At 71.0% G+C, this 24,264-nt stretch carries 22 protein-coding genes; 11 read left to right on the forward strand and 11 right to left on the reverse strand.

Annotation, left to right across the window (positions count from 1 at the left end; genetic code table 11):
- Positions 1 to 55: 55 nt before the first annotated feature.
- From glpR to galU, 6 genes are all read right to left on the reverse strand, one after another.
- On the reverse strand, positions 56 to 1,474 hold the full coding sequence (glpR, locus tag BMZ82_RS18315) for a divisome protein SepX/GlpR (RefSeq protein WP_093777048.1): 1,419 nt from the start codon (positions 1,472 to 1,474) through the stop codon (positions 56 to 58).
- A gap of 140 nt (positions 1,475 to 1,614) precedes the next feature.
- The gene (locus BMZ82_RS18320) at positions 1,615 to 2,214 is read right to left on the reverse strand and encodes a GNAT family N-acetyltransferase (RefSeq protein WP_256251982.1); all 600 of its coding nucleotides are present in this window, start codon (positions 2,212 to 2,214) and stop codon (positions 1,615 to 1,617) included.
- A gap of 23 nt (positions 2,215 to 2,237) precedes the next feature.
- Positions 2,238 to 2,780: a MogA/MoaB family molybdenum cofactor biosynthesis protein gene (locus tag BMZ82_RS18325; RefSeq protein WP_093777052.1), complete on the reverse strand. Its 543-nt coding sequence runs from the start codon at positions 2,778 to 2,780 to the stop codon at positions 2,238 to 2,240.
- The gene (moaC, locus tag BMZ82_RS18330) at positions 2,777 to 3,256 is read right to left on the reverse strand and encodes a cyclic pyranopterin monophosphate synthase MoaC (protein WP_093777053.1); all 480 of its coding nucleotides are present in this window, start codon (positions 3,254 to 3,256) and stop codon (positions 2,777 to 2,779) included. Before moaC ends, BMZ82_RS18325 begins: the two co-directional genes overlap by 4 nt.
- Positions 3,257 to 3,318: 62 nt before the next feature.
- Positions 3,319 to 4,644: a molybdotransferase-like divisome protein Glp gene (gene glp / locus BMZ82_RS18335; RefSeq protein ID WP_093777054.1), complete on the reverse strand. Its 1,326-nt coding sequence runs from the start codon at positions 4,642 to 4,644 to the stop codon at positions 3,319 to 3,321.
- Positions 4,645 to 4,649: 5 nt separating this feature from the next.
- Entirely contained in the window at positions 4,650 to 5,552 is a 903-nt protein-coding gene (gene galU / locus BMZ82_RS18340) for a UTP--glucose-1-phosphate uridylyltransferase GalU (RefSeq protein ID WP_093777056.1), read from the reverse strand.
- A gap of 126 nt (positions 5,553 to 5,678) precedes the next feature.
- Here galU and BMZ82_RS18345 point away from each other — a divergent pair, with 126 nt between their 5' ends.
- Positions 5,679 to 6,293 (forward strand): 5-formyltetrahydrofolate cyclo-ligase, encoded by a 615-nt coding sequence (locus BMZ82_RS18345; RefSeq protein WP_093777058.1) that lies wholly within the window; start codon positions 5,679 to 5,681, stop codon positions 6,291 to 6,293.
- Between the two features lie 109 nt (positions 6,294 to 6,402).
- On the opposite strand, the gene BMZ82_RS18350 is transcribed toward BMZ82_RS18345, so the two are convergent.
- On the reverse strand, positions 6,403 to 9,201 hold the full coding sequence (locus BMZ82_RS18350; protein WP_093777060.1) for a penicillin acylase family protein: 2,799 nt from the start codon (positions 9,199 to 9,201) through the stop codon (positions 6,403 to 6,405).
- Positions 9,202 to 9,467: 266 nt separating this feature from the next.
- Between BMZ82_RS18350 and BMZ82_RS18355 the strand changes: the two genes are divergently transcribed.
- The 6 genes from BMZ82_RS18355 to mscL all read left to right on the forward strand — a co-directional run bounded on the left by BMZ82_RS18355 (position 9,468) and on the right by mscL (position 15,318).
- Complete coding sequence (locus BMZ82_RS18355; RefSeq protein ID WP_093777062.1) at positions 9,468 to 10,973, forward strand: potassium/proton antiporter; 1,506 nt, start codon at positions 9,468 to 9,470, stop codon at positions 10,971 to 10,973.
- Between the two features lie 274 nt (positions 10,974 to 11,247).
- Positions 11,248 to 12,510, forward strand: a complete 1,263-nt coding sequence (locus tag BMZ82_RS18365) for an MFS transporter (protein ID WP_093777064.1) — start codon at positions 11,248 to 11,250, stop codon at positions 12,508 to 12,510.
- A 68-nt stretch (positions 12,511 to 12,578) separates the two neighbouring features.
- Entirely contained in the window at positions 12,579 to 12,911 is a 333-nt protein-coding gene (locus BMZ82_RS18370) for an FmdB family zinc ribbon protein (RefSeq protein ID WP_093777066.1), read from the forward strand.
- 86 nt (positions 12,912 to 12,997) lie between these two features.
- Positions 12,998 to 13,843, forward strand: coding sequence for an S-methyl-5'-thioadenosine phosphorylase (locus BMZ82_RS18375; RefSeq protein WP_093777068.1), 846 nt, complete (start codon positions 12,998 to 13,000; stop codon positions 13,841 to 13,843).
- 209 nt (positions 13,844 to 14,052) lie between these two features.
- The gene (locus BMZ82_RS18380) at positions 14,053 to 14,742 is read left to right on the forward strand and encodes a hypothetical protein (RefSeq protein ID WP_093777070.1); all 690 of its coding nucleotides are present in this window, start codon (positions 14,053 to 14,055) and stop codon (positions 14,740 to 14,742) included.
- 108 nt (positions 14,743 to 14,850) lie between these two features.
- Positions 14,851 to 15,318, forward strand: coding sequence for a large conductance mechanosensitive channel protein MscL (gene mscL, locus BMZ82_RS18385; protein ID WP_093777072.1), 468 nt, complete (start codon positions 14,851 to 14,853; stop codon positions 15,316 to 15,318).
- Between the two features lie 28 nt (positions 15,319 to 15,346).
- Here mscL and BMZ82_RS18390 read toward each other — a convergent pair whose 3' ends face one another.
- Positions 15,347 to 15,529, reverse strand: coding sequence for a hypothetical protein (locus BMZ82_RS18390; protein ID WP_093777074.1), 183 nt, complete (start codon positions 15,527 to 15,529; stop codon positions 15,347 to 15,349).
- A 191-nt stretch (positions 15,530 to 15,720) separates the two neighbouring features.
- Between BMZ82_RS18390 and BMZ82_RS18395 the strand changes: the two genes are divergently transcribed.
- The 4 genes from BMZ82_RS18395 to BMZ82_RS18410 all read left to right on the forward strand — a co-directional run bounded on the left by BMZ82_RS18395 (position 15,721) and on the right by BMZ82_RS18410 (position 20,498).
- Positions 15,721 to 17,019 carry a low temperature requirement protein A gene (locus BMZ82_RS18395; RefSeq protein ID WP_177244538.1) on the forward strand — a complete coding sequence of 433 codons (1,299 nt, stop codon included), beginning with the start codon at positions 15,721 to 15,723 and terminating at the stop codon, positions 17,017 to 17,019.
- Between the two features lie 50 nt (positions 17,020 to 17,069).
- Entirely contained in the window at positions 17,070 to 18,098 is a 1,029-nt protein-coding gene (locus tag BMZ82_RS18400; RefSeq protein ID WP_093777078.1) for a P1 family peptidase, read from the forward strand.
- A 245-nt stretch (positions 18,099 to 18,343) separates the two neighbouring features.
- Complete coding sequence (locus tag BMZ82_RS18405; RefSeq protein WP_093777080.1) at positions 18,344 to 19,564, forward strand: L,D-transpeptidase; 1,221 nt, start codon at positions 18,344 to 18,346, stop codon at positions 19,562 to 19,564.
- Positions 19,565 to 19,751: 187 nt separating this feature from the next.
- On the forward strand, positions 19,752 to 20,498 hold the full coding sequence (locus BMZ82_RS18410; protein ID WP_093777082.1) for a DUF6227 family protein: 747 nt from the start codon (positions 19,752 to 19,754) through the stop codon (positions 20,496 to 20,498).
- Between the two features lie 19 nt (positions 20,499 to 20,517).
- On the opposite strand, the gene BMZ82_RS18415 is transcribed toward BMZ82_RS18410, so the two are convergent.
- The 3 genes from BMZ82_RS18415 to pfkB all read right to left on the reverse strand — a co-directional run bounded on the left by BMZ82_RS18415 (position 20,518) and on the right by pfkB (position 24,256).
- On the reverse strand, positions 20,518 to 20,805 hold the full coding sequence (locus BMZ82_RS18415) for a hypothetical protein (protein WP_093777084.1): 288 nt from the start codon (positions 20,803 to 20,805) through the stop codon (positions 20,518 to 20,520).
- A 258-nt stretch (positions 20,806 to 21,063) separates the two neighbouring features.
- Complete coding sequence (locus tag BMZ82_RS18420) at positions 21,064 to 23,190, reverse strand: PTS fructose transporter subunit IIABC (protein WP_093777086.1); 2,127 nt, start codon at positions 23,188 to 23,190, stop codon at positions 21,064 to 21,066.
- 118 nt (positions 23,191 to 23,308) lie between these two features.
- On the reverse strand, positions 23,309 to 24,256 hold the full coding sequence (gene pfkB / locus BMZ82_RS18425; RefSeq protein ID WP_093777128.1) for a 1-phosphofructokinase: 948 nt from the start codon (positions 24,254 to 24,256) through the stop codon (positions 23,309 to 23,311).
- Positions 24,257 to 24,264 lie beyond the last annotated feature (8 nt).

Below are 24,264 nucleotides of genomic sequence, written 5' to 3' on the forward strand. Positions count from 1 at the left end.
TGGAAATCCGTTCCCCGAGGCCGGGAGTGGGGTGCCGGTCCGCCGTGGCCGGGCCTTATTCGTTGGCGGCCCGGGGGCGCTCGCCGTCCTCGTACTGGTCGAACAGCGGGGTGTGGCCGCGTTCGCGGGAGCGGCGGGCCGAGGCCGCGCGTCGGGCGTCGCTGCGCTCGTCGCCGTCCGCCGCCGGGTCCTCCGCGTGGTCGGCCGGTTCCGGTTCCGCGTCCGGTGACGCGGTGCCTGCGTCCGCCGCCTCGTGCTCCGGCGCGACCGAACTCGAACGGGCCGAACTCCACGCGTCCGGTGCTCCGAGGTCCACGTCGGAGGTGGCCCGGGGGGCGACCGGCGCGGTCACGTAGGTCGGCAGCGGCACCGGTACCGGGTCCCAGCTCTCGCCGTGACCGGGCCGGCGCTGCCGCTCGCGCTGCTGGTCGACCCACTCCGCGTGGTCGGTCTGCTCGACGAGCGCCCTGCGGTCGGCGGCGAGCGCCAGCAGGCCCGGGTCGGTCTCCGGCTCGGGGACCTCGTGCGGCTCCTCTGCGCCGGCGTCGAGGCCGGTCTCCACGGACGACGCGCTCGCCGGCGCGTGCGCACGACGGCGCGGCTGACGCTCCCGCAGCCGCTGCGCGGCCACCTCGGCCCGCCTGCGGTCCATCTGGTACGCGAAACGGCGGTGCTCCTGGGAGCGCAGGTACGCGATGTACGCACTGAGCAGGACGGCGGGCACGCCGGGCGCCCACAGGAACGTGAGGCCGCCGACCGCCGCGACGATCGTGCCGAGCGTGAAGGCGAGGAAGAGCATCACGGTGGTGCGCCGACGGCGCGCGAGCGCCTTCGAGCGCTGGGCGCGCGCGGCGGACGCCTGCGCGGAGGACGTCCGGCGCGCCACCGGCACCCGCCGACCCGCCACAGCAGCCCCTCCTTCGCGCCCGTCCCGCCCGTCTCGTCCGTCCCGACTGTCCCGTCCGTCTCGTCCTTCGCGCGCGGACGTCACACCCGGTTCACGCTGCTCCCGCTGTTCCCGCTGTTCACGCTGCTCCCGCGCGGGATGACCCACCGGCTCGCGCGCCGGTTCACGAGCGGGCTCGCGCGCCGGTTCACGCGCCGTCTCCGGACGCCCCGGCCCGCGCTCGTGCCCCCGCTGCTCGTGACCCCGCTGCTCATGGCTTCGCTCCGGAACCGGCGCCTTCACCTGCGGGCGGGTCGGAGGCATGGCGAAGGCTCGGACGTCCACCGAGTCGGTGACGGCGTCCGAGGCGTCGGCGCCCTGCTCCCCCTCCTCGGTGGAGCGCGCCCGCAGGTCCTTGGCGTACCGGCGCTCCATGCCCGCCCGTCCGGAAAGCAGCCGGATGGCGGTGCTGAAGCGTTCCGTCGGACGGGCCTCGTTCAGCTCGTCCTGCCTACGGAGCCACATCGGCACCAAGTAGGCGGCCCAGGCCCCGACAATGACTGCGTAGATGAGGCCGCTGCTGCTCACGCCTCACACGGTAGAGGGGTTTTCGTGAGGCCATCCGCCAATTGAGCCGGTGTGTCGCACGATCTGGCTGATATTTCGAGCTTTTTTTGCGACCGGTGCGATCAACCGATCATTTTCGAACGTTTATTCGACGCCTTTGTTCAATTGGACGCGTTCCGCGAGCGCGCTCGCCGCCACCTGCTCAGCAGGCCCTCGGGGACCTCCTCCGCCGTGAGCGCGAAGACGAGATGGTCGCGCCAGGCGCCGTCGATGTGGAGATAGCGCGGCCGCAGCCCTTCCTCACGGAATCCCAGTTTCTCCACGACCCGGCGGCTGGGACCGTTCTCGGGCCGAATGCAGACCTCGATGCGGTGCAGTCCGACGGTGCGGAAACAGTGGTCCACGACGAGCGCCACCGCCGTCGGCATCACCCCGCGGCCGGCCACCGACTCGTCCACCCAGTAGCCGACGTGCCCGGAGCACATCGACCCCCAGGTGATCCCGGCGACCGTCAACTGCCCGACCAGCCGCCCCTGGTACTCGATGACGAACGGCAGCATCCGCCCCGCGTGCGCCTCGGACCGCAGATGCCGGACCATCTGACGGTACGTCGGCCGGTGCGCGATCGGCCCGCTCGGCGCGGGCGGCGGAATGGTCGCCTCCCAGGGGCGCAGCCAGTCCCGGTTGCGCCGGTTGACCTCACGCCAGGCCCGCTGGTCGCGCAGCTTTATCGGCCGCAGGACGACATCGCCCTCCACCAGGTCGACGGGCCACGCTGCGCTGTTCAGCTCGCACCCCCCGTACCGGCCCCGGGTCTGGGGTGGTCGCCGCCGCGGATCTGGTCGACGGCGTGCGTCAACAGGGGCTCCAGGACGGCCAGTCCGTCCCTCACCCCGCCGGTGGAACCGGGCAGGTTGACGATCAGCGTGCCGCCCGCCACGCCGGCCAGACCCCGGGAGAGCGCCGCGGTCGGCACCTTCTCCCGGCCGTACGCGCGGATGGCCTCCGCGATGCCCGGGACCTCGTGGTCGATGACCGCGCGGGTCGCCTCGGGCGTCCGGTCGGTGGGCGAGACGCCGGTGCCGCCGGTGGTGACGATCACGTCGTACCCCGCCTCGGCCCCCGCCCGCAGCGCCGCCTCCACCGGGTCCCCGTCGGGGACGACCCGCGGCCCGTCCACGGCGAAGCCGAAGCCCTTGAGGCCCTCGGCGACCAGAGGTCCGCCCCGGTCCTCGTAGACCCCGGCGGCGGCCCGGTTGGAGGCGGTCACGACCAGCGCGGCGTACGGCGCGAGCAGCGCGCCGCCGAGCGAAGCGTCGGTTGTCATGCTCTGCTCCAGTTGCCGGACTTGCCGCCCGTCTTCTCCTCCACGCGCACGTCCGTGATGACCGCTCCCTTGTCGACCGCCTTCACCATGTCGATCACGGTGAGCGCGGCGACGGAGACCGCGGTGAGGGCTTCCATCTCGACGCCCGTGCGGTCCGTCGTCTTCACCGTGGCGGTGATCTCCACGGCGTCGTCCGCGACCGACAGGTCCAGTTTCACACCGGAGACGGCCAGGGGGTGGCACAGCGGGATGAGGTCCGGGGTGCGTTTGGCGCCCATGATGCCCGCGATCCGCGCGGTGGCCAGCGCGTCACCCTTGGGTAGCCCCTCGCCCCGCAGCAGCTCGACCACCCGGGGCGAGACGAGGACACGGCCGCTCGCGCGCGCGGTGCGCGCGGTCACGTCCTTGCCGGATACGTCGACCATGCGGGCGGCGCCGTCCTCGTCGATGTGCGTCAGTCGGTCCTGCGTACTCATGCTCTGTCGGCACTCCCGGTCGGGCCTGTTGTGCGCGACACGGTACCCCCAACCAGGAGGGCTCAGCCGAGGAGGACCACCTCGACCTCGGTGCCGGGCTCGACGGACTCCACGTCCTCGGGGACGACGATCAGCGAGTCGGCGTGCGCGAGGGCCGCCACCAGGTGCGAGCCGGCCCCGCCGACCGGTCGGACGGTGCCGTCGGCGCAGGTGGCGCGCAGGAACTGTCGGCGGCCCTTCGGCGAGGTCAGCGCCTTGTCCGCGACCAGTGTCGCGCGCGTGGTGGGCCGGTGGACGTCGTCGAGGCCCATGAGGGCGCGGATGGCGGGACGGACGAACAGTTCGAAGGAGACGTACGACGACACCGGGTTGCCGGGCAGGGCCAGCAGCGGGGTGTGGTCGGGGCCGACGGAGCCGAAGCCCTGCGGCTTGCCGGGCTGCATGGCGAGCCTGCGGAACTCGACCCCGCCGCCCGCCTCGTCCTCGTCCCCGACGTGCTCCAGGGCCTCCTTGACGACGTCGTACGCCCCGACGCTCACCCCGCCGGTGGTGACGACCATGTCCGCGCGGACGAGCTGGTCCTCGATGGTGGCGCGCAGCGTGTCGGCGTCGTCGGCGACCGCGCCGACCCGGTAGGCGATGGCGCCGGCGTCCCGCGCGGCCGCAGTGAGGGCGAAGCTGTTGGAGTCGTAGATCTGGCCGCTGCCCAGCTCCTCGCCGGGCTGGACGAGTTCGCTGCCGGTGGACATGACGACCACGCGCGGGCGCGGGCGCACGCGTACGGCGGCGCGGCCGATCGCCGCCAGCAGGGCGATCTGGGGCGGGCCGAGGACGGTCCCGGCGTCGAGGGCGCGATCGCCGGCCTGTACGTCGCTGCCCTTCGCGCGTACGTGCGCGCGTGCCTCCGCGGACCGGTACACGCGCACGTGCCCGGACGCCTGCTCTGGGGCGAGGCTGCGGGCGCGCATCCCGCTGACCGGCCCCTCGCCGAGCCCGCCGTCGGTCCACTCCACAGGGACGACGGCCTCGGCACCCGGCGGCAGGGGCGCGCCGGTCATGATCCGCGCGGCCTGGCCCGGCCCCACGTGCAGCAGGTCGGCCCGCTGCCCCGCCGCGACGTCCCCTACGACGTCCAGCGCCGCCGGGAACTCCTCGCTCGCGCCCGCGACATCCGCGACCCGTACCGCGTACCCGTCCATGGAGCTGTTGTCGAAGGGCGGCAGGGAGACCGCCACCGTGACGTCCTCGACGAGCACGCAGCCCTGGGCGTCGGGCAGTTGCAGCTCGATGGGCTCCAGGGGGCGGACGGTGGCGAGGATGTCCGCCAGGTGTTCGTCCACCGACCAGAGGTGGTCCTGGTCGGCGGTGCGGGGCGCGGCGGTGCTCAAAGTGGCTACATCTCCTCGGTGACGTAACTGCGAAGCCAGGACCGGAAGTCCGGACCCAGATCTTCACGTTCGCACGCGAGTCTGACAATGGCCCGCAGGTAGTCGCCGCGGTCGCCGGTGTCATAGCGCCGGCCCTTGAAGACGACGCCGTGGACCGGACCGCCGACCTTCTCGTCCTGCGCGAGCTGCTGGAGGGCGTCGGTGAGCTGGATCTCGCCGCCGCGGCCCGGCTCGGTCTCGCGCAGCACGTCGAACACGCTCGGGTCGAGGACGTAGCGCCCGATGATCGCGTAGTTGGACGGGGCGTCCGCCGGATCCGGCTTCTCGACGAGACCGGTCACCTGGACGACGTCGCCGTCCGCCGTGGGTTCGACGGCCGCGCAGCCGTAGAGGTGGATCTGCTCGGGGGCGACCTCCATGAGCGCGACGACGCTGCCGCCGTGCTGCTCCCGCACCTCGATCATCCGCTGGAGTAGCGGGTCACGGGGGTCGATGAGGTCATCCCCCAGGAGGACGGCGAACGGCTCCTGTCCGACGTGCGGGGCGGCGCACAGGACGGCGTGTCCGAGGCCCTTGGGGTCGCCCTGGCGCACGTAGTGCATGGTCGCGAGGTCGCTGGACTGCTGGACCTTGGCGAGCCTGGCGGCGTCGCCCTTCTTCTGCAGCGCCGACTCGAGTTCGTAGTTGCGGTCGAAGTGGTCCTCCAGGGGGCGCTTGTTGCGGCCCGTGACCATGAGGACGTCGTCGAGACCGGCGGAGACGGCCTCCTCGACCACGTACTGGATCGCCGGCTTGTCCACGACCGGCAGCATCTCCTTGGGAGTGGCCTTGGTCGCCGGCAGGAACCGGGTGCCGAGACCGGCTGCGGGGATGACAGCCTTGCTGATCCTGGGGTGCGACTGAGTCATGTCGGCAACCTTATCCGGTGATTTTGAGAGGGATCTGTAGCTCCGGTTAATTCATGATCATATGACCGCGTTGGAGCGGTGTGAGAGGAGTGCGTGCGCTATGTGGAAGCTGTACGGGAGCGGCGTATGAGCCACCTCGAGGGCGGACCAGAGTCTGCCAAACGTATGTTGCGGCGAGAGTTCCTGGCCATGAGAAACAGGTTGACGACGGACGACCTGCGCACGGCGGCCGTCGCCCTGGCCGCCCGCGCCCTGGAGCTGCCCGAGTTGGCGCACGCGCGCGTGGTGGCGGCGTACGTCTCCGTGGGCACCGAACCCGGCACCCTGGCGCTCCTGGACGCGCTCCGCGCGCGGGGCGTACGCGTCCTGCTGCCCGCGCTGCTGCCCGACAACGACCTGGACTGGGGCGCCTACACCGGCGAGGACTCCCTCGCGCCGGTCCAGCACGGCGGACGGATGGCCCTCCTGGAGCCGACCGGCGAGCGCCTCGGCGCGGACGCTGTGACGGGCGCCGACGTCGTGCTGCTGCCGGGGCTCGCGGTCGACGAGCACGGTATGCGGCTGGGCCGCGGCGGAGGCTCGTACGACCGCGTACTGGCCCGCCTGGCGGACTCCGGCGCCCGCCCCCACCTGGTGGTGCTCCTGTACGACACAGAGGTCGTGGAGCACGTCCCCGGAGAGGCACACGACCGGCCGGTGCACGCCGTGGTGACGCCCTCGGGAGTACACCGCTTCACCTGACCCGCCCGCCCGCCTGCATGCCTGCCTGGCTGCGACCTCTACGCGACCTGCACGCACGGAAAGGGGCCGTCCACGCGCGCGTGGACGGCCCCTTTCCGTGGTCGGCCGCTCAGGGCTTCAGGACCAGGGTGTCGCTGGTGCCGGCGTCGACCGCCTTCTTGGAGAAGGCCCAGTCGAGCAGCTCACCGTTGGCCCACTTGCCCGTCTGGTCGGTGTAGTGGGCGCTGAAGGCGTGTCCCGAGGCACCGCTGAGGTTGATCCACTTCGACTTGTCGAGATCGTCGAGGTTAACCACCATCCGCATCGACGGCACCCACACGACGCCGTAGCCGCCGGCCGCGTTCCACCCGGTCGCGTTGACCGCCGCCTCGCCGCCGCTGAGCTTCCAGGGGCCGCGGTTGAGGATGTACTGCAGGAAGCCGGGGCCGCTGGTGCCCAGGGTCTGGTTCTTCAGGAACAGGCGGTGCAGCCGGCCCCAGCTCCAGGTGTCGATGTCCTTGCCGAGCTTGGCGGTCAGCTCCCAGCGGGCGTCGATCATGGCGCGCGCGAACAGCTTGTCGCGGTTGTGGTCGGCGCCGGGGCGGGTGCCCGACTCGGGCGTCGTCCACCACGCGCTGTCCGGCTTGTCCATGAGGTTGCGCACGACCTCGAACCAGCGGTCGCCGCCGTCCGGCTGCGCCTGGTCGGCCTCGCGCTGACCGCACTCGCGGACCTTGTCGGTGTTGTCGACCGGTCCGGTGCTGTCGACCGGGTCGACCCACAGGCACTGCCCCTCGACACGCAGCTCCTTGGGCAGCTTGTTGCCGAAGGCCAGCTTGAGGATGTTGCGCCAGACCGCGTTGAAGTAGGCGGCCGCGGCCGAGTCGGCGTCCAGCCGGTAGTCCCAGCCCTGGAGCAGCTTCTGCGCCTCGCGGACGTCCGGATCGTCCAGGTTGATGTCCAGCAGCTTGGTGACGAGCAGCCGCGCGATCTGACTGTCGTCGTCCAGTTGCATCTGGCGCATGTCGTCGGTGGAGATCTTGCCGCCGCCCTTGATCTTCAGCTTGATCAGGTCGGTGATGCGCTGGCTGCGGGTGCCGTAGCCCCAGTCCGTGGTGAGCGTGTAGGGGTACTTGCCCTTGTCGACGACGGCCTGGTTGGCGGTGACGATGTACCCGCGCGCGGGGTCGTACTCGTAGGGCAGCTCGTCGAAGCCGATGTAGCCGGTCCACTTGTACTTGGAGTCCCAGCCGGGCGCGGGGATCGAGCCGTCGACGCCCTTCGCGCGCGTGGGGATCTTCCCGGGCAGTTGGTAGCCGATGTGGTTCGCGGTGTCGGCGTAGACGAGGTTCTGCGACGGCACGTCGAAGAGCTTGGCCGCGGCGCGGAAGCCGTCCCAGTCCTTCGCCTTACCCATGGCGAACACGGCGTCCATGGAGGTGCCCGGTTCCAGCGCGGTCCACTTCAGGGCGACGGCGTAACCGTCGCCGCGGTCGGGTGCCGCGGTGTCGACGGTGGCCTTCTTGCCGACCTTGACGAGTTCGTCGTCACGGTCGGACAACAGGGGCATCCCGTCCTCCGTCTGCCGGACGACGATCTTCTTGGCGGCCCCGCCGGCGACCTTGATGGTCTCCTCGCGTGTGGTGAAGGGCTTCACCTTGCCGTCGTACTGGTAGCCGTCGTCGCCGGAGAGCTTCTCCAGGTAGAGGTCGGTGACGTCGACGCCGGAGTTGGTCATGCCCCAGGAGATGTTCTGGTTGTGGCCGATGACCACACCGGGCATGCCCGCGAAGGTGTAGCCGGAGACGTCGTACCGGCACGTGGCGGAGACGGTGCGGCAGTGCAGGCCCATCTGGTACCAGACGGACGGCAGCGACGCCGACAGGTGCGGGTCGTTGGCCAGCAGCGGCTTTCCGGTGATCGTGTGACTCCCGGCGACGACCCAGGAGTTGGAGCCGATGCCGTTGCCGTTCACGCCGACGGCCGTAGGAAGGTCGTCCAGGACGTCGTAGAGGCCCGAGAGCTGGCTCTGCAGGGCCGAACCCGTGCCGCCCGACGTTCCGGTGCCACCGCCACTCGTAGCGCCGCCGGAGCCGCCGTTCGTGGACGAGTCGCCGGAGCCGCTCCCGCCGTCCCCGTCGCTCTGCTTGAACGACTTGGTCAGCTCGTCGTACTGGCCCTCCTGGACGATCGCCTGGTTGCGGTCGTACGGGTACTGCGGGTACAGCTCGGCGATCTGCTGCGGGCCGAGACGGCTGGTCATCAGGGCGCGGTCGATCTCGTCCTGCATGTTGCCGCGCAGGTCCCAGGCCATCGCCTTCAGCCAGGAGACCGAGTCGACCGGGGTCCACTGGGCGGGCGTGTAGTCGTTGGTGAAGCCCAGGGCCGCGTACTCCAGGGAGATGTCCGCGCCATCCTTGCCCTTGAGGTAGGCGTTGACTCCCTTGGCGTACGCCTGGAGGTACTTCTTGGTGTCGGCCGACAGCTTGGTGTCGTACTCCTGCTGGGCTACGCGGTCCCAGCCCAGGGTGCGCAGGAACTCGTCGTTGTCGACCTGGCTCTTACCGAACATCTCCGACAGCCGCCCGGACGTCATGTGCCGGCGCACGTCCATCTCGTAGAACCGGTCCTGCGCCTGGACGTAGCCCTGCGCCATGAACAGGTCCTCATCGGAATCCGCATAGATCTGCGGGATTCCGTAGCCGTCCCGCTGCACGTCGACGGGTCCGGACAGACCCTCGAGCGTGATCGAACCCTTGGTCTGCGGGAAGGACGCGCGGACGGTGCTGATGGACCAGTAGGCGCCGTAGGCGATGCCTCCGATGATGGCCAGCACCAGCACAAGCACGATCAAACGGGCTTTGCGCCCCTTCTTCCTGCCGGACTTGCCGGGCTTGTCACCCGATGTGGCGGTGGTGTTGGGGGGCATCGCTGTCCTTGCTGTCCTAACGCGAGCGGCAGGCGGTCCTGGAGTGCTGGAGCAACCATAGGCGCAGGGCTTCGCGCGACTTGACGCGGAGTCGGGTACCGGCACGGAAGGATGTTCGATCTTGACTCGGCAAGCGTCAAGAAATCGTCAAGAGTTAGGTAAGGTAACGAAGTAGTTGGGTCCGGAGCGCACAGCTTCGTGTCCGATGAATCCGATGCACATGTTGTGCCCGCGCGAGGCGCGCGCGCCGGTGAAGGGAACCGCCGCTGACTGTCCACCACCTCAACCAGCTCCTGCTCGTCTGCTCGCTGGTCCTGCTGATCGCCGTCGCGGCGGTCCGGATCTCCTCGCGCAGCGGGCTCCCCAGCCTGCTCGTGTACCTGGGGATCGGCATCGCCATGGGCCAGGACGGCATCGGCGACATCCACTTCGACAACGCCGAACTGACCCAGGTCATCGGCTACGCCGCCCTGGTCGTGATCCTCGCCGAGGGCGGCCTCGGCACGAAGTGGAAGGAGATCGAACCGGTCCTGCCCTCCGCCACGGCGCTGGCGCTGGCCGGCGTCGCGGTGAGCGTCGGCGTCACCGCCACGGCCGCGCACTTCGTGATGGGGCTGGAGTGGCGGCAGGCGCTGATCATCGGCGCGGTGGTGTCCTCGACGGACGCGGCGGCGGTCTTCTCCGTCCTGCGCAAGATCCCCCTGCCCTCGCGCGTGACGGGCACCCTGGAGGCCGAGTCCGGCTTCAACGACGCCCCGGTGGTCATCCTGGTGGTCGCCTTCTCCACGGCGGGCCCCGTCGAGCACTGGTACATGCTGCTGGGCGAGATAGCCCTGGAGCTGGCCATCGGCGCCGCCATCGGCCTCGCGGTCGGCTGGCTGGGCTCCTGGGGCCTCAGGCACGTCGCGCTGCCCGCCTCCGGCCTCTACCCGATCGCCGTCATGGCGATCGCGGTCACCGCGTACGCGGCGGGCTCACTGGCGCACGGCAGCGGCTTCCTGGGCGTCTACCTCGCGTCGATGGTCATGGGCAACGCGAAGCTGCCGCACTGGCCCGCCACGCGCGGGTTCGCCGACGGCCTCGGCTGGATCGCCCAGATCGGCATGTTCGTGCTGCTCGGCCTCCTGGTCACCCCGCACGAGCTGGGCGACGACGTGCTGCCCGCGCTCGTCATCGGCCTGGTGCTCACCATGGTGGCCCGCCCGCTCAGCGTCGTGCTGTGCCTGACGCCGTTCCGGGTGCCGTGGCAGGAGCAGACGCTGATGTCCTGGGCCGGGCTGCGCGGCGCCGTGCCCATCATCCTGGCGACGATCCCCATGGTGAACGGCGTCGAGGGCAGCCGCCGCATCTTCAACATCGTCTTCGTCCTGGTCGTCGTCTACACCCTGCTTCAGGGGCCGACGCTGCCCTGGCTGGCGCGCACGCTGCGGCTGGGCGGCGACCCCGAGGCCGCCGACCTCGGCGTCGAATCCGCGCCCCTGGAGCGACTGCGCGGGCACCTGCTGTCGGTCGCGATCCCCGAGGGGTCGAAGATGCACGGCGTCGAGGTCAACGAGCTGCGACTGCCGGCCGGGGCTGCCGTCACCCTCGTCGTACGCGACGCAAAATCGTTTGTCCCGCTGCCGACGACGGTGCTGCGACACGGCGACGAACTGCTCGTGGTCGCCACCGACCCGGTCCGGGACGCGGCGGAACTACGACTCCGCGCGGTGGGCCACGGCGGCAAACTGGCCGGGTGGCTCGGAACGGGCACCGCCGACACGGCCCGTTAACGGCATGTTTCGTATGGTTCACACTCCGCCAAACGCAGGTGGACGCCCGCGTGGTGCTCGCTTTCACAGGTGCACCACGCGTTGCCCCCTGTACGATGAAGGCGCATTCTGATCGAACCAACTCTGCCTGACGCAGTGCTGGCGCGACCGTATGGCGGCCGAGAACCCCTCCACAGTGGGCGCCGGCAACTACCGCAGTCAGCGCAAGAGGACAGCTCTCGGCGCCCCGGCCCGCACATGGGTCGCGCTACCAGGCGGCAGAAAGGCACGGGCCGTGGCATCCACGGTCACCTCCCGCCCGGGATACGGACAACTGCTGCGCACCCGCGGCGCCTGGACGTTCCTGCTCCCCGGCTTCGCTGCGCGCCAGCCGTTCGCGATGCTCACCATCTCCATCGTGCTGCTCGTGCAGCACACCACCGGCTCGTACGGTGCCGCCGGCGCCGCCGCGGCCGTCACCGGCGTCTCCATGGCCCTGTGCGCCCCGTACAGCGGCCGTCTCGCCGACCGCTACGGCCAGCGCGCGGTGCTGCTCCCCGGCGTGCTCGTGCACACGCTGTCCGGCCTCACCTTCACGGCCCTCGCCCTCTCCCACGCCCCCCTGTGGGCGCTGTTCGTGGCGGCGGTGCCCACAGGCGCGTCGGTGCCGCAGATCGGTCCCATGGTGCGGGCCCGCTGGGGCGTGAAGCTGAAGGGCTCGCCCCTGATGACCACCGCGGCGGCCTTCGAGTCCGTCACCGACGAGCTCACCTTCGTCTTCGGCCCGCTCCTGGCGACCGCCCTGTGCACGGCCGTGAACCCGGCCGCCGGCCTGGTCACCGAGGCCTCGCTGACCCTGCTCGGCGGCCTGCTGTTCGCCGCACAGAAGAGCACGCAGCCCCAGGTCGCCGCCGCCGGGCACGCGCGCGTGGAGCACGGCTCGGCGCTGCGCGTCCCCGGTGTGCGCGTGCTGATCGTGGCCTTCCTGGGCATCGGCGCCGTCTTCGGCGGCATGCAGGTCTCGCTGGCCGCGTTCACCGAGTCGATCGGCGAACCCGGCCTGAACGGCGTCCTGTACGGCACCTTCGCCGCGGGCAACATGCTCTCCGGCCTGGTCTGCGGCGCCGTCGCCTGGAAGGTGGCACCGCAGCGACGCCTGGTCGTCGCCTACGGCGCGCTGGCCCTCGTCGCCTCCGGCTTGTGGGCCGCGCACTCGGTGCTCGTGCTGGCGGGCCTCGGCCTCCTGGTCGGCATGTGCATCGCGCCCGCGCTGATCACCGGCTACACGCTGGTCGAGGGCCTGGTCCCGGCCGGGGCTCGTACCGAAGCGTTCACCTGGCTGACGGGCGCGGTGGCGCTCGGGCAGGCGGCGGCGGTCACGGTCGCCGGACAACTGGAGGACCGCTTCTGGGGCGGGGCCGGTTTCCTGGTGCCGATGGGCGGCACACTGCTGGCCCTGGGGACGCTGCTGGCCCTGCGATCGAGCCTGGCGACTCGCCCACGCGCGCGTACCGTCGCACGTGGCGTCGGTCACCGCGTGCCGGTGACAGTGGACTGATCCTCCGGAATACGTCAAGATAGACCGTCGTTAGCACTCACTGAGTGAGAGTGCCAGGAGGAAGACCAGTGCCGACCTACCAGTACCAGTGCACCGAGTGCGGCGAGGGCCTCGAGGCGGTGCAGAAGTTCACCGACGACGCTCTGACCGAGTGCCCCAGTTGCGGTGGCCGCCTCAAGAAGGTGTTCTCCGCGGTCGGCATCGTCTTCAAGGGTTCCGGTTTCTACCGGAACGACAGCCGCGGCTCCTCGTCGAGCAGCGCCCCGGCGTCGTCCTCGAAGTCGTCGACGTCCGGCTCTGACGCGAAGTCGTCGAGTTCGACCTCGTCCTCGACGTCGTCGTCCTCGGACTCGAAGTCGTCGAGCACGGGCACCTCGACCGGCAGCAGCTCAGCCGCGTAAGGCTCGCTCAAGGGACCCTGTCGTCATGCGACGACGGGGTCTTCGGCGTTTCCGGGGGCGGTCAGGGGGTCGTTAGGGTGCGACGCATGGCGAACAAGGCGAACGCGGCAGAGATCGGTGTGATCGGCGGTTCCGGCTTCTACTCGTTCCTCGACGACGTGACCGAGGTCCAGGTCGACACCCCCTACGGGCCGCCCAGCGACTCCCTCTTCCTCGGCGAGATCGCCAGCCGGCGGGTCGCCTTCCTGCCCCGGCACGGGCGCGGACACCATCTGCCGCCCCACCGGATCAACTACCGGGCCAACCTGTGGGCGCTACGCTCGCTCGGGGTGCGCCAGGTGCTCGGTCCGTGCGCGGTGGGCGGTCTGCGCCCCGAGTACGGGCCCGGCACGCTGCTCGTGCCCGATCAGTTGGTCGACCGCACGAAGTCGCGGATCGGGACGTACTTCGACGGCCTGCCGCTGCCCGACGGCACGGTGCCCAACGTGGTGCATGTGTCCCTGGCCGACACCTACTGCCCCGCCGGGCGGTCGGCGGCCCTGAAGGCGGCGCGCGGGCGGGAGTGGGAGCCGGTGGACGGCGGGACGCTGGTCGTGATCGAGGGACCGCGGTTCTCGACCCGCGCCGAATCGCTGTGGCACCGGGCGCAGGGCTGGTCGGTGGTGGGCATGACAGGTCACCCGGAGGCCGCGCTCGCCCGTGAACTCGAGCTCTGCTACACGTCGTTGACCCTGGTCACCGACCTTGACGCGGGCGCCGAGAGCGGTGAGGGCGTGTCCCACGAGGAGGTCCTGCGCGTGTTCGCGTCCAACACGGACCGGCTGCGGGGTGTCCTGTTCGACGCGGTGGCCGCGCTGCCGTCGAACGAGCAGCGGGACTGTCTGTGCACGAACGCGCTGGGCGGGCTGAACCCGGGGTTCGAGCTGCCTTAGCGCGTGGTGGTGCGGCGTGGGCGTGGGGGATGGACATGGGTGGGTGTGGACACGGGGGTGGATCTCCGGAGGCGGCGAGGGCGCGGAACTCCTCGTTCGAGTGAGGGAGTTATCCACAACCCGTGGGTAGTCCACCGGCTCCGGCGAGCGGCGGCGCGAAGGCTCATCGTGGCTTCGCAAACCCGTCCTTCGTCACAGGTGGTGATCCCATGTCCCTTCCTCCTTCTTCCTCTCCGTTCGCCTTCCCGTCCGCGGCACACCCACCCGGCACTGACGCTCCGGCCACGTGCGAAGTGCCGTCCTTCGCTCCCGTGCGGGTCCGCGGCGGCCGCTACCGGCTGCAACGGCTCGTACGGAGTCGGCGGCGGGCCCTCGCGATCGGCCTCGCCGTGACCGCCGCCGCGCTCGTGGCGGCCGGCCCCCTGACCGGTGATCCGGCGCGCGGATACCCGGGCGCAGGCGCTGGCGAGGGCGGGGATGCGAGCCGAAGCTCGCGCGTCCGCGCGCAGACGTCGGTGGGCGCCCCGGCGCCTGCGCCTCGGGCCGTGGAGAAGGTGACGGTGCCGGTACGGATCGCCGACGCGGCCACCGTCCGGCTGCTACGGCCCGGCGACCGGGTCGACGTCATCGCCGTCGAGCAGGCGGCGTTGGGCGGCGGTGGCGGTATGGCGGGCATGGGCAGCGCGGGCGACGTGGGCGGCGAGGCCCGTGTCGTCGCGCGTAGGGCGCTCGTGACGAAGGTGCCGGAGCTGCTGGACGCTCCCGTCTCCGTCGGCGCTGTCGGCGGCGCTGGCACGGCTGACGGTGGTGCGCTGATCGTTCTCTCGGTGCCCCGGTCTACTGGCGCGCGCTTGGCGGGTGCGAGCGCGACGGCTCGGTTGGCGGTGACCCTGTGGTGAAGTCAAGTCCCTCGTTCGAGCTACCGGATTGGACACGGCCGCCTCGCGTTGACGTAGGTTGCGGAGCTGTTTGTTCCACAACCTGTACATGCGAGGAGTGTCCCCGAGGTGAGCGAAAAGAAGGCAAGCGTCTGGCAGGGCTTCAAGGCCTTCCTGATGCGCGGGAACGTCGTCGATCTGGCAGTCGCGGTGGTGATCGGCGCGGCCTTCACGAACATCGTCAACTCGGTGGTGAAGGGGATCATCAACCCGCTCATCGGGGCGATCGGCACCAAGAACCTGGACAGCTACAGCTCCTGTCTCAAGAAGCCCTGCGAAGGTACGGGCGACAGCGCGACGGGGGTGCGGCTCCTGTGGGGCTCGGTCCTCGGAGCGACGCTGACGTTCGTGATCACCGCGGCGGTGGTGTACTTCCTGATGGTCCTGCCCATGTCGAAGTACCTGGCGAAGATGGAGGCCCGCAGGAAGGCCAAGGAGGGCGCTCAGGAGGTCATCGAGGTGACAGAGCTGGAGATCCTCAAGGAGATCCGCGACGCGCTGGTCGCGCAGCGGGGTTCGGGCCACAGCGAGCGGTAGCGGCGCTGCGCACGCTGCTGCGCCGGGTTCAGAGGTGGTGGGGCGGCTTCTCGTCGAGGAAGCGCTTCAGGTCGGCGGCGCTGTCCGCGTCGGCGGACGGTCGCTCGCCCCAGCCGCGGTCGGTGTCGTCCGAGGACTGCCGGTCCAGCGGGTCGTCGAAGACCAGCGCGGGCTTCGGCTCGCGCGGGCCGGGGGCGGATGGGGTGCTCATGCCTCCAGAGTACGGCCCCCGCAGCAGCCCCGGTGAGAGCCGGAGCAGCGGTCACGCACCGAGCGGGCCTGCGGTTTCCGCAGGTTCGGATGGTTCCGAAGGTCCCACAGGCTCGGACGGCTCCGTGGGCTCCGTGGGCTCCGTGGGCTCCGCACAGGATTTTCCCCCGGTTGTCTGCTGTGCTGGGAGCCATGACGTCCAGTCCGACTCCACCGGCCTCCTCCCCCTCAAGACCCCCCGCCCCGCCCCCGGGCCCCGGGCCCGTCCCGACTCGCACGAAGCCACTGCGCAGCCTCACCGCGCGCGGGCGGGGCGAGGCGCACCGGGTCGCGTCACCCCTCGAGCTTCTCTTCGACCTGTGCTTCGTCGTGGCCATCGCCCAGGCGGGCGTCCAACTGGTGCACGCCGTGGCGGAGTCCCACACGGGCGAGGGAATCCTCAACTACGCGATGGTCTTTTTCGCCATCTGGTGGGCCTGGATGAACTTCAGTTGGTTCGCCTCGGCCTACGACAACGACGACGTGCTGTACCGGATCGTCACGCTGGTACAGATCGCCGGTGTCCTGGTGCTGGCGGCGGGCGTCTCGCGGGCGTTCGAGGACCACGAGTTCGTGGCCGTCTGGTTGGGCTACGCGATCATGAGGTTCGCGCTGAGCTCGCAGTGGCTGCGAGTCGCGTGGTCGACCGAGGGCCCGGAGCGGGCGATGGCGCTGCGGTACGCCGGCGGAGTGCTGCTCTGCCAGGTCGGCTGGCTGGGGCTGCTGATCCTGCCCGAGGGGGGCCGGGGGTGGCTTTTCCTGGGGATGTCGCTGCTGGAGTTGTGCGTACCGATCTACGCGGAGAAGGATCATCCGACGTCCTGGCATCCGCATCACATCTCGGAGCGGTACGGGCTGTTCACGATCATCGTGCTGGGCGAGACGATCGCCGCGGCCACGGTCGCCGTGAAGTCGGGCATCGACGAGAGCGACGCGCTGGGCGAGTTGATGCCGATCGCGGTGGGTGGCCTGTTGATCGTCTTCGCCGCCTGGTGGATCTACTTCGTGGTGCCCATCCATGGGTATCTACGCTCCAGCAAGCAAGCGTTTCTGTGGGGCTACGGGCACTATTTCGTCTTCGCCTCGGCCGCCGCGATCGGCGCGGGCCTGGAGGTGGCCGTCGAGCAGGCGGTCGGCAAGGCCCATCTGTCCACGGCGGCCGCGTCGGCGGCCGTCACCCTGCCGACGGCCCTGTACCTGCTGGCGGTCTGGGCGTTGCACGCACGCCACTTCAAGGTGGGCCTGGCCCAGCAGTTGGTGCTGCCCGTCGCCGCGCTGCTGGTGATCTGCTGCACCGTCCTGGGCGAGTGGGCGGTCCTCGCGGCCGGCCTGGTGGCGGCGCTGGCCGTGGCGACCGGGGTGACCCTGACGGCGCGCACGACCGCGAGGGAGTCACGGGAGGCGCAGGAGGCTCGGGAGAACCCAGGGCGCGATTCGAGCGCGGCGGTGTGACCCCTCGCGACATCACCGCTCACGGCGCGGGCTGGGCGAGACTGGCTCCCATGACAGTTGACGCTCTGACGGACGTCGCCGGCGTACGAGTGGGCCACGCCACGCGCACCGGCGACGGTTGGCTCACCGGCACCACGGTCGTCCTCGCGCCGGAGGGCGGCGCCGTGGCCGCCGTGGACGTGCGTGGCGGCGGTCCCGGCACGAAGGAGACCGACGCCCTGGATCCACGCAACGTGGTGCAGCGGGTCGAGGCGATCGTACTGACCGGGGGCAGCGCCTACGGGCTGGACGCGGCGTCCGGGGTCATGGCCTGGTTGGAGGAGCAGGGACGTGGGGTGCGGGTGGGTCCCGACCCCACGCACGTCGTGCCGGTGGTGCCCGCCGCCTGCGTCTTCGACCTGGGCCGGGGCGGCGACTTCCGGGCCCGCCCGGACGCTGGCACCGGCCGGGCGGCGGTCGAGGCTGCCGAGGCGAGCGAGGCCGGCGCGCCGGTGCCAGAAGGGTGTGTGGGCGCCGGGACGGGCGCGGCGGTCGGCCCGATGAAGGGCGGGGTCGGCACTGCCGCCGTCGTCCTCGACTCGGGGATCACGGTGGCCGCGCTGGTGGTGGCCAACGCCGTGGGGTCAGTGCTGGATCCTGAAACCGGGGTGCTGTACGGGGAGTTGTTCCAGGGGCGGGTGACGTATCCGGAGGCGCAGGTGCACGAGGCCGCGCGTCGGCGGCTCGCCGAGAGCGCGGTGAAGAACAGGCCTCCCGTGCTCAACACCACGCTCGCGGTGGTCGCCACCGACGCGGACCTGTCGAAGGCGCAGGCGCAGAAGCTCGCGGGCACAGCGCACGACGGGATCGCGCGCGCCGTACGGCCGGTCCACCTGCTCAATGACGGGGACACGGTCTTCTCGCTGGCGACGGGCGCCCGCCCGCTCGACCCCGGCCACCCCCTCGCCCTGAACGACATCCTCGCGGCGGGCGCGGACGTGGTGACGCGCGCGATCGTACGAGCCGTCCGCGCCGCCGAGCCGGTGGACGGCCCGGGCGGCCGGTGGCCGTCGTACGAGGAGTTGTACGGGGGCCCGTGACGCGACCCCGGGCCGTGGCGAGAGCGTGCGGCGAGAGCGACGCGGTCCGGGGACGGCATCGTTGAGGAGCGGCATGGTTCGGGGGCGGCGGGGGCCGGCAACGGGCCGCGCTGGAAGGGGGATTGTCCCGGTTCTGTCACGTGATGGTGTCAACGGCGGTCGGGGGGAACCCGACCGGCCGTCGGGTCCCTCCTTCTCCACGTATCGGAGCGGATCACTCACATCACACGAAGCTGGAGCAGCCCATGACAACGGCGGACATGGCAGCGCGGCGCGCACTGGGAGCCTGCGCCGTCCTGGTGGTCGGCGCCCTGACCCTGACCGCCTGCGGGGGCAGCGCCAACGCCAAGGACGACGACGCGAAGGGCGGCAAGAGCTCCGCCAAGACGTCCACCGCGAAGATCGTCATCTTGGCGAAGGACGGTTCGACGGGTGCGTCGATCAACGCGACCGGCGTGAAGGTGAGTGACGGCCGGCTCACCGACGTGAAGATGACGGTGGCCGGGTCGGGGCAGGCCGTCGAGGGTTCCCTGTCGGCCGACGGCAGCAGTTGGAAGCCGAAGGAGCAGCTCGAGCGCGGGACGAAATATCAGATATCGGCGACCGCGAAGGACGCCGCCGGCAAGGCCGCCGCCGCCAACTCCATCTTCACCACCGTCACTTCGGCCAACAGCTTCATAGGGACGTACACGCCGGACGGCGGCACGACGGTCGGGGTCGGGATGCCGGTGTCGTTCACGTTCGACAAGGCGATCGGCGACAAGAAGGCCGTGCAGTCGCACATCACGGTCACCTCCAGCAGTGGCCAGCAGGTGGTCGGGCACTGGTTCGGGGCGCAGCGGCTCGACTTCCGGCCCGAGGAGTACTGGAAGGCCGGCTCCAAGGTCACGATGAAGATCGACCTGGACGGCGTGGAGGGCGCGAACGGCGTCTACGGGGTGCAGAAGAAGACGGTCGCCTTCACCGTCGGGCGGTCGCAGGTGTCCACGGTCGACGTGAACACGCAGACCATGACGGTGGTGCGGGACGGGCAGACCCTGAAGACGGTTCCGATCTCGTCGGGCAGCCCGGAGCACACCACGTACAACGGGCAGATGGTGATCTCCGAGAAGTTCACGCAGACCCGTATGGACAGTCGGACGGTCGACCTGGGCGGCGAGTACGACATCCCGGACGTGCCGCATGCGATGCGGTTGACGCAGTCCGGCACGTTCATCCACGGCAACTACTGGTACAGCAAGGGCAATCCGCCCTTCGGTCGCACCGGGACCAGTCACGGCTGTGTCGGGCTCGCCGACGTGCAGGGCGCGCAGGGTGACACGCCCGCCAAGTGGTTCTACGACGAGTCGTTGATCGGGGATGTCGTGGTCGTCAAGAACTCCCCGGACAAGACGGTGGCCCCGGACAACGGGCTGAACGGCTGGAACATGTCATGGGCCGAGTGGACCGCCGGAAGCACGGCCTGAGCGACGAGGGGCGCCGGGAACGCCGTCTGACCCGCGGCTTCTGACAGGTCGTCGGGCCGTGCGGAAACTTTTCGCGCGGCCCTCGCGTTTTCCCGGCATACGTTTTCTCGGTTCGCGGACATGATGCCCGACCGAGGGGCTACGGTATGCACCCACAAGGTGACATGCAGCAACGCCGGGAGAAACCTTGAGCGTTCCGTACGAGACGACAGCGTACGAACCAGCCGAGTCGCCCGAGTCTCCGGAGGAGCACCTCGCGCGGTTGCTCGGTCGCGCCCTGAATTCGTTCGAGCTGCCTGACGACGTCTTGCGGCGGCTCGAGTTCGCGCTGGCGCACGACAGTTCGCTGCACTCCGCGCACCACAGCGCGGGCCTGCACCGGGAGACCTACCGGCACACCTGGCTGCTGGCCGACGGCTACGCGCTCACGCTGTGGGAGCTCGTGCACAACACCGCGCCGGGCAGCGAGCCGCAGCGCGAGGTGTACGTCGACGAGGAGGAACTGCGCGCGGCGACGTCCCGGCTGCCGCTGCCGTCGGACGCCGCCGACTTCGAACTGCCGGTGCTGGTGCACCTGTCGCCGGTCCCCGCGCCCCGGCACGTGTACGTGCCGGACGACTCGGCGGACCACGCGCGCCGGCTGCTGCGCCGCGCGGAGAACCCGGACGGGCCCGGCGAGGAGACGGCCGCGCTGCTGAAGTCGGCGTTCGCGCATCAGATCACCCAGGCCTTCGGCCGTCCCTGCCGCGCGGGCCGCATCGGTCTGGGCTACTCGCTGTACGAGCACGCGTTCCTGCTGCGGGACGGCCAGGAGGTCTCGCTGTGGGAGGTCGAGCACACGGCGACGCCCGACGGGCGGCACATGTGCGAGGTGTATCCGTCCGAGACCGCGGCCCGGGACGCGATGGAACGCCGGGCGGCGCAGGTCTCCTGAGCGGCGGCTCCCGCGCGGGTCAGTGGCCGCCGTCGAGTTGCCGTACGAGGCCCGCGAAGGCGGCCTTCTCGGCGGGGGTCAGCTCGACGGCCTCCTGGTGGGGGCCGGTCTGGCGTTGGCACGGGAGAGCGGGCAGGGCCGACAGCGCGGGTGGGGCAGGGCGGGCGGGGAGCACCGGGTGGGGTGCGGCGGCGGAGCGGATGCGGATGCGGCGCAGGACCCGGGTCAGGACGAGCAGCCAGGCGACGGACGCCACGGCGAGGACGGTCAGGGCCGTCAACTGAGTGGGCGTGAGATGCACGGGCATACCGCCCAGTACACACCACGGTCCGGGACTTTGGCCCCGGACCGTGACGTATCTCGCAGGCCACGCACATCGCGTGAAAGGCCTTTTCAGCGCGGAGAGTTGTGAATCACCGCAGATATTCATAGAAACCGCAGCAAGCCGCAGTAAGCCGCAGTAAGCCGCTGTATTGCGTACGAACCGGCAGGAAACTTCAGGAACCGGTAGGAACCTGTAGGAACCCCGTAGCAGCTCGCAGGAGCTTGTCGAAGGTCGGAGCCGTTACGCGGCCACCGGCTGCTTGGGTTTCGGAGTCGTGGTGGTCGCGGGTTCCTCCGTCGGGTCGGGTTCCGTGGTGCCGGGGGCCGGCTTGCGCAGGCCCTTGAGGACGATGACCAGGGCCGTCGTCACGCACACGCCCGCCGCGATGGCGATCAGGTAGAGGAACGGGTTGCCGATCAACGGGACCACGAAGATGCCGCCGTGCGGGGCGCGCAGCGTGGCGCCGAAGGCCATCGACAGGGCGCCGGTAACCGCGCCGCCCGCCATCGAGGCCGGGATGACGCGCAGCGGGTCGGCCGCGGCAAACGGGATCGCGCCCTCGGAGATGAAGGAGGCGCCCAGGACCCAGGCGGCCTTGCCGTTCTCGCGCTCGGCCGGGGTGAAGAGCTTCTTGCGGACGGTGGTCGCGAGCGCCATGCCCAGCGGCGGGACCATGCCCGCGGCCATCACGGCGGCCATGACCTTCATCGCGGAGTCGCTGGGGTCCTGGACGGCGATGCCGGCCGTGGCGAAGGCGTACGCGACCTTGTTGACCGGGCCGCCGAGGTCGAAGCACATCATCAGGCCGAGCAGCACGCCGAGCAGGACGGCGTTGGTGCCGGACAGGCCGGCCAGCCAGTCCGTCATGCCCTTCTGGGCCTCGGCGATGGGCTTGCCGATCACGACGAACATCAGGAAGCCGACGATCAGCGAGGAGATCAGCGGGATCACCACGACCGGCATGATGCCGCGCAGCACCGGCGGGATCGTGATCCGCTGGATCGCGAGGACGGTGCCGCCCGCCAGCAGACCCGCGACCAGACCGCCGAGGAAGCCGGCGGCGATGTTGGAGGCGATCATGCCGCCGACGAACCCGGGGACGAGGCCGGGGCGGTCCGCCATGCCGTAGGCGATGTAGCCGGCGAGGACCGGGATGAGGAAGCCGAAGGCGACCCCGCCGATCTGGAACAGCAGGGCGCCCCAACTGTCGACCTGGGTCCAGGAGAAGTGCTCCATGACCGAGGGCGCCTTGTTGATCTCCCAGCCGCCGATCGCGAAGCCGAGCGCGAGCAGCAGACCGCCCGCGGCGACGAACGGGACCATGTAACTGACGCCGGTCATCAACCACTTGCGGAGCTTGGTGCCGTAGCTGTCGCCGGACTCGCCGGCCCGCTCGACCGGCGTACCGCCCCTGGCCGCCGCGCTGACCTCGCCGCGTGTCGCCTTCCCGCGCACTTCGGTGATCAGCTCGGCGGGACGGTTGACGCCCGCCTTCACGCCGACGTCCACGGTGGGCTTGCCGGCGAAGCGGTCCTTGTCGCGTACGGGGACGTCGTGGGCGAAGATCACGCCGTCCGCGGCGGCGATGACGGCCGGGTCGAGCCGGGTGAAACCGGCCGATCCCTGCGTCTCCGCGACCAGCTCGACACCCGCCTCTCGGCCCGCGTTCTCCAGGGCCTCGGCCGCCATGTAGGTGTGGGCGATGCCGGTGGGGCAGGAGGTGACGGCGACGATGCGGAAGGGGCGCTCGGGTTCGGGGGCCGGGGGCGCGGAGGCGTCCGGGGTCACAGTCGGGGGCGGGGTGGGGGCCGTGTCGGCGTCGGCGGAGGCCGCCGTCGACGCCGACACGGAGTTTTCGTGGGTGCCTTCGGCAACGGCCTCCGCTGCGGTCTCGGCAAAGGCCTCGGCTGTGGCCTCGGCTGGGGTCTCGTCGCCGCGGATCAGTGCCGCCGCGGTGGCCGCGTCGCCGGCCGAGCGCAGTGCGTCGGTGAACTCGGCGTTCATCAGGTGGCGGGCCAGGGAGGACAGGATCGTCAGGTGGGCGTCGTCCGCGCCGGCCGGGGCGGCGATGAGGAAGATCAGGTCGGCGGGGCCGTCCGGGGCGCCGAAGTCGATGCCGGGGGTGCTGCGCCCGAAGGCGAGCGTCGGCTCGGTGACGTGGGCGCTGCGGCAGTGCGGGATGCCGATGCCGCCGTCGAGGCCGGTGGGCATCTGGGCCTCGCGGGCGGCCACGTCGGCGAGGAAGCCCTCCAGGTCGGTCACCCGGCCCAGGGTCACCATGCGCTCGGCGAGGGATCGCGCCGCCGCTTCCTTCGTTTCGGCGGACAGGTCGAGATCGACCAGGTCCGCGGTGATCATGTCGCTCATCGCGGGCTCCTTCGCGCGCTTATCGCCCGGGGGTCGGGGTGGGCGAGGGGCAGGGTGGGGGTGGGGACGGGAGTAAGGGTGGGGGTGGGGGTGAGGGGGCCGGTTGACCGGAGGGGGGTCATGACACCGGTTCCTTCAGTTCGCGGTCGACCGGTATCTCCGCCGTGACCGTCACCGCCGCCGGGTCCAGGTCGGCCGGGGTCGGCATCACGCTGCCGGGGAGTTGGACGGCGGCAGCGCCGTGTGCGACGGCGGAGGCGAGGGCCGCCGGGCCGCTGCCGCCGGCGATGAGGAAACCGGCGAGGGAGGAGTCGCCCGCTCCCACATTGCTGCGTACGACGTCCACGCGCGCGCTCGCGAACCAGGTACCCGTGTCCGTCACGAGGAGTTGGCCGTCGGCGCCCAGGCTCGCGAGTACGGCGCGAGCGCCCATCTCGCGCAGTTCCTCGGCCGCTTTCACCGCGTCGCCCACGGTGGTGAGGGGGCGTCCGACGGCTTCCGCGAGTTCCTCGGCGTTGGGCTTGACGACGTCGGGGCGTTCGCGCAGGGCTTCGAGCAGGGCGCGCCCGGAGGTGTCCAGCGCGATGCGCGCTCCCCCGGCGTGCGCCCGCGCGACGACCTCGGCGTACCAGGACGGCGCGAGCCCCCGGGGCAGGCTGCCGCAGCAGGCGATCCAGTCGGCGTCGCGGGACTGCTCACGCACGGTGTCCAGGAGCAGTTCCTGTTCGGCGGCGGAGAGTTCGGGGCCCGGGGCGTTGATCTTCGTGAGGACGCCGTCCGACTCCGCGAGCGCGATGTTCGAGCGGGTGGCTCCGGCGACCGGGACCGGCGCGACCTCGATGCCCTGCGCGTCGAGCAGGTCGGCGACGAGTGCGCCCGGCGCACCACCCAGGGGCAGGACGGCGACCGTGCGCCGCCCGGCGGCGGCGACCGCGCGCGAGACGTTGACGCCCTTGCCGCCCGGGTCCATCCGCTCGCCGGTGGCGCGGATGACCTCGCCGCGGTCGAGGCGCGGGACTTCGTAGGTGCGGTCGAGGGACGGGTTGGGGGTGACGGTGAGGATCACACCTGCGG

Source organism: Streptomyces sp. yr375 (assembly GCF_900110755.1).
Classification (GTDB): Bacteria; Actinomycetota; Actinomycetes; order Streptomycetales; family Streptomycetaceae; genus Streptomyces.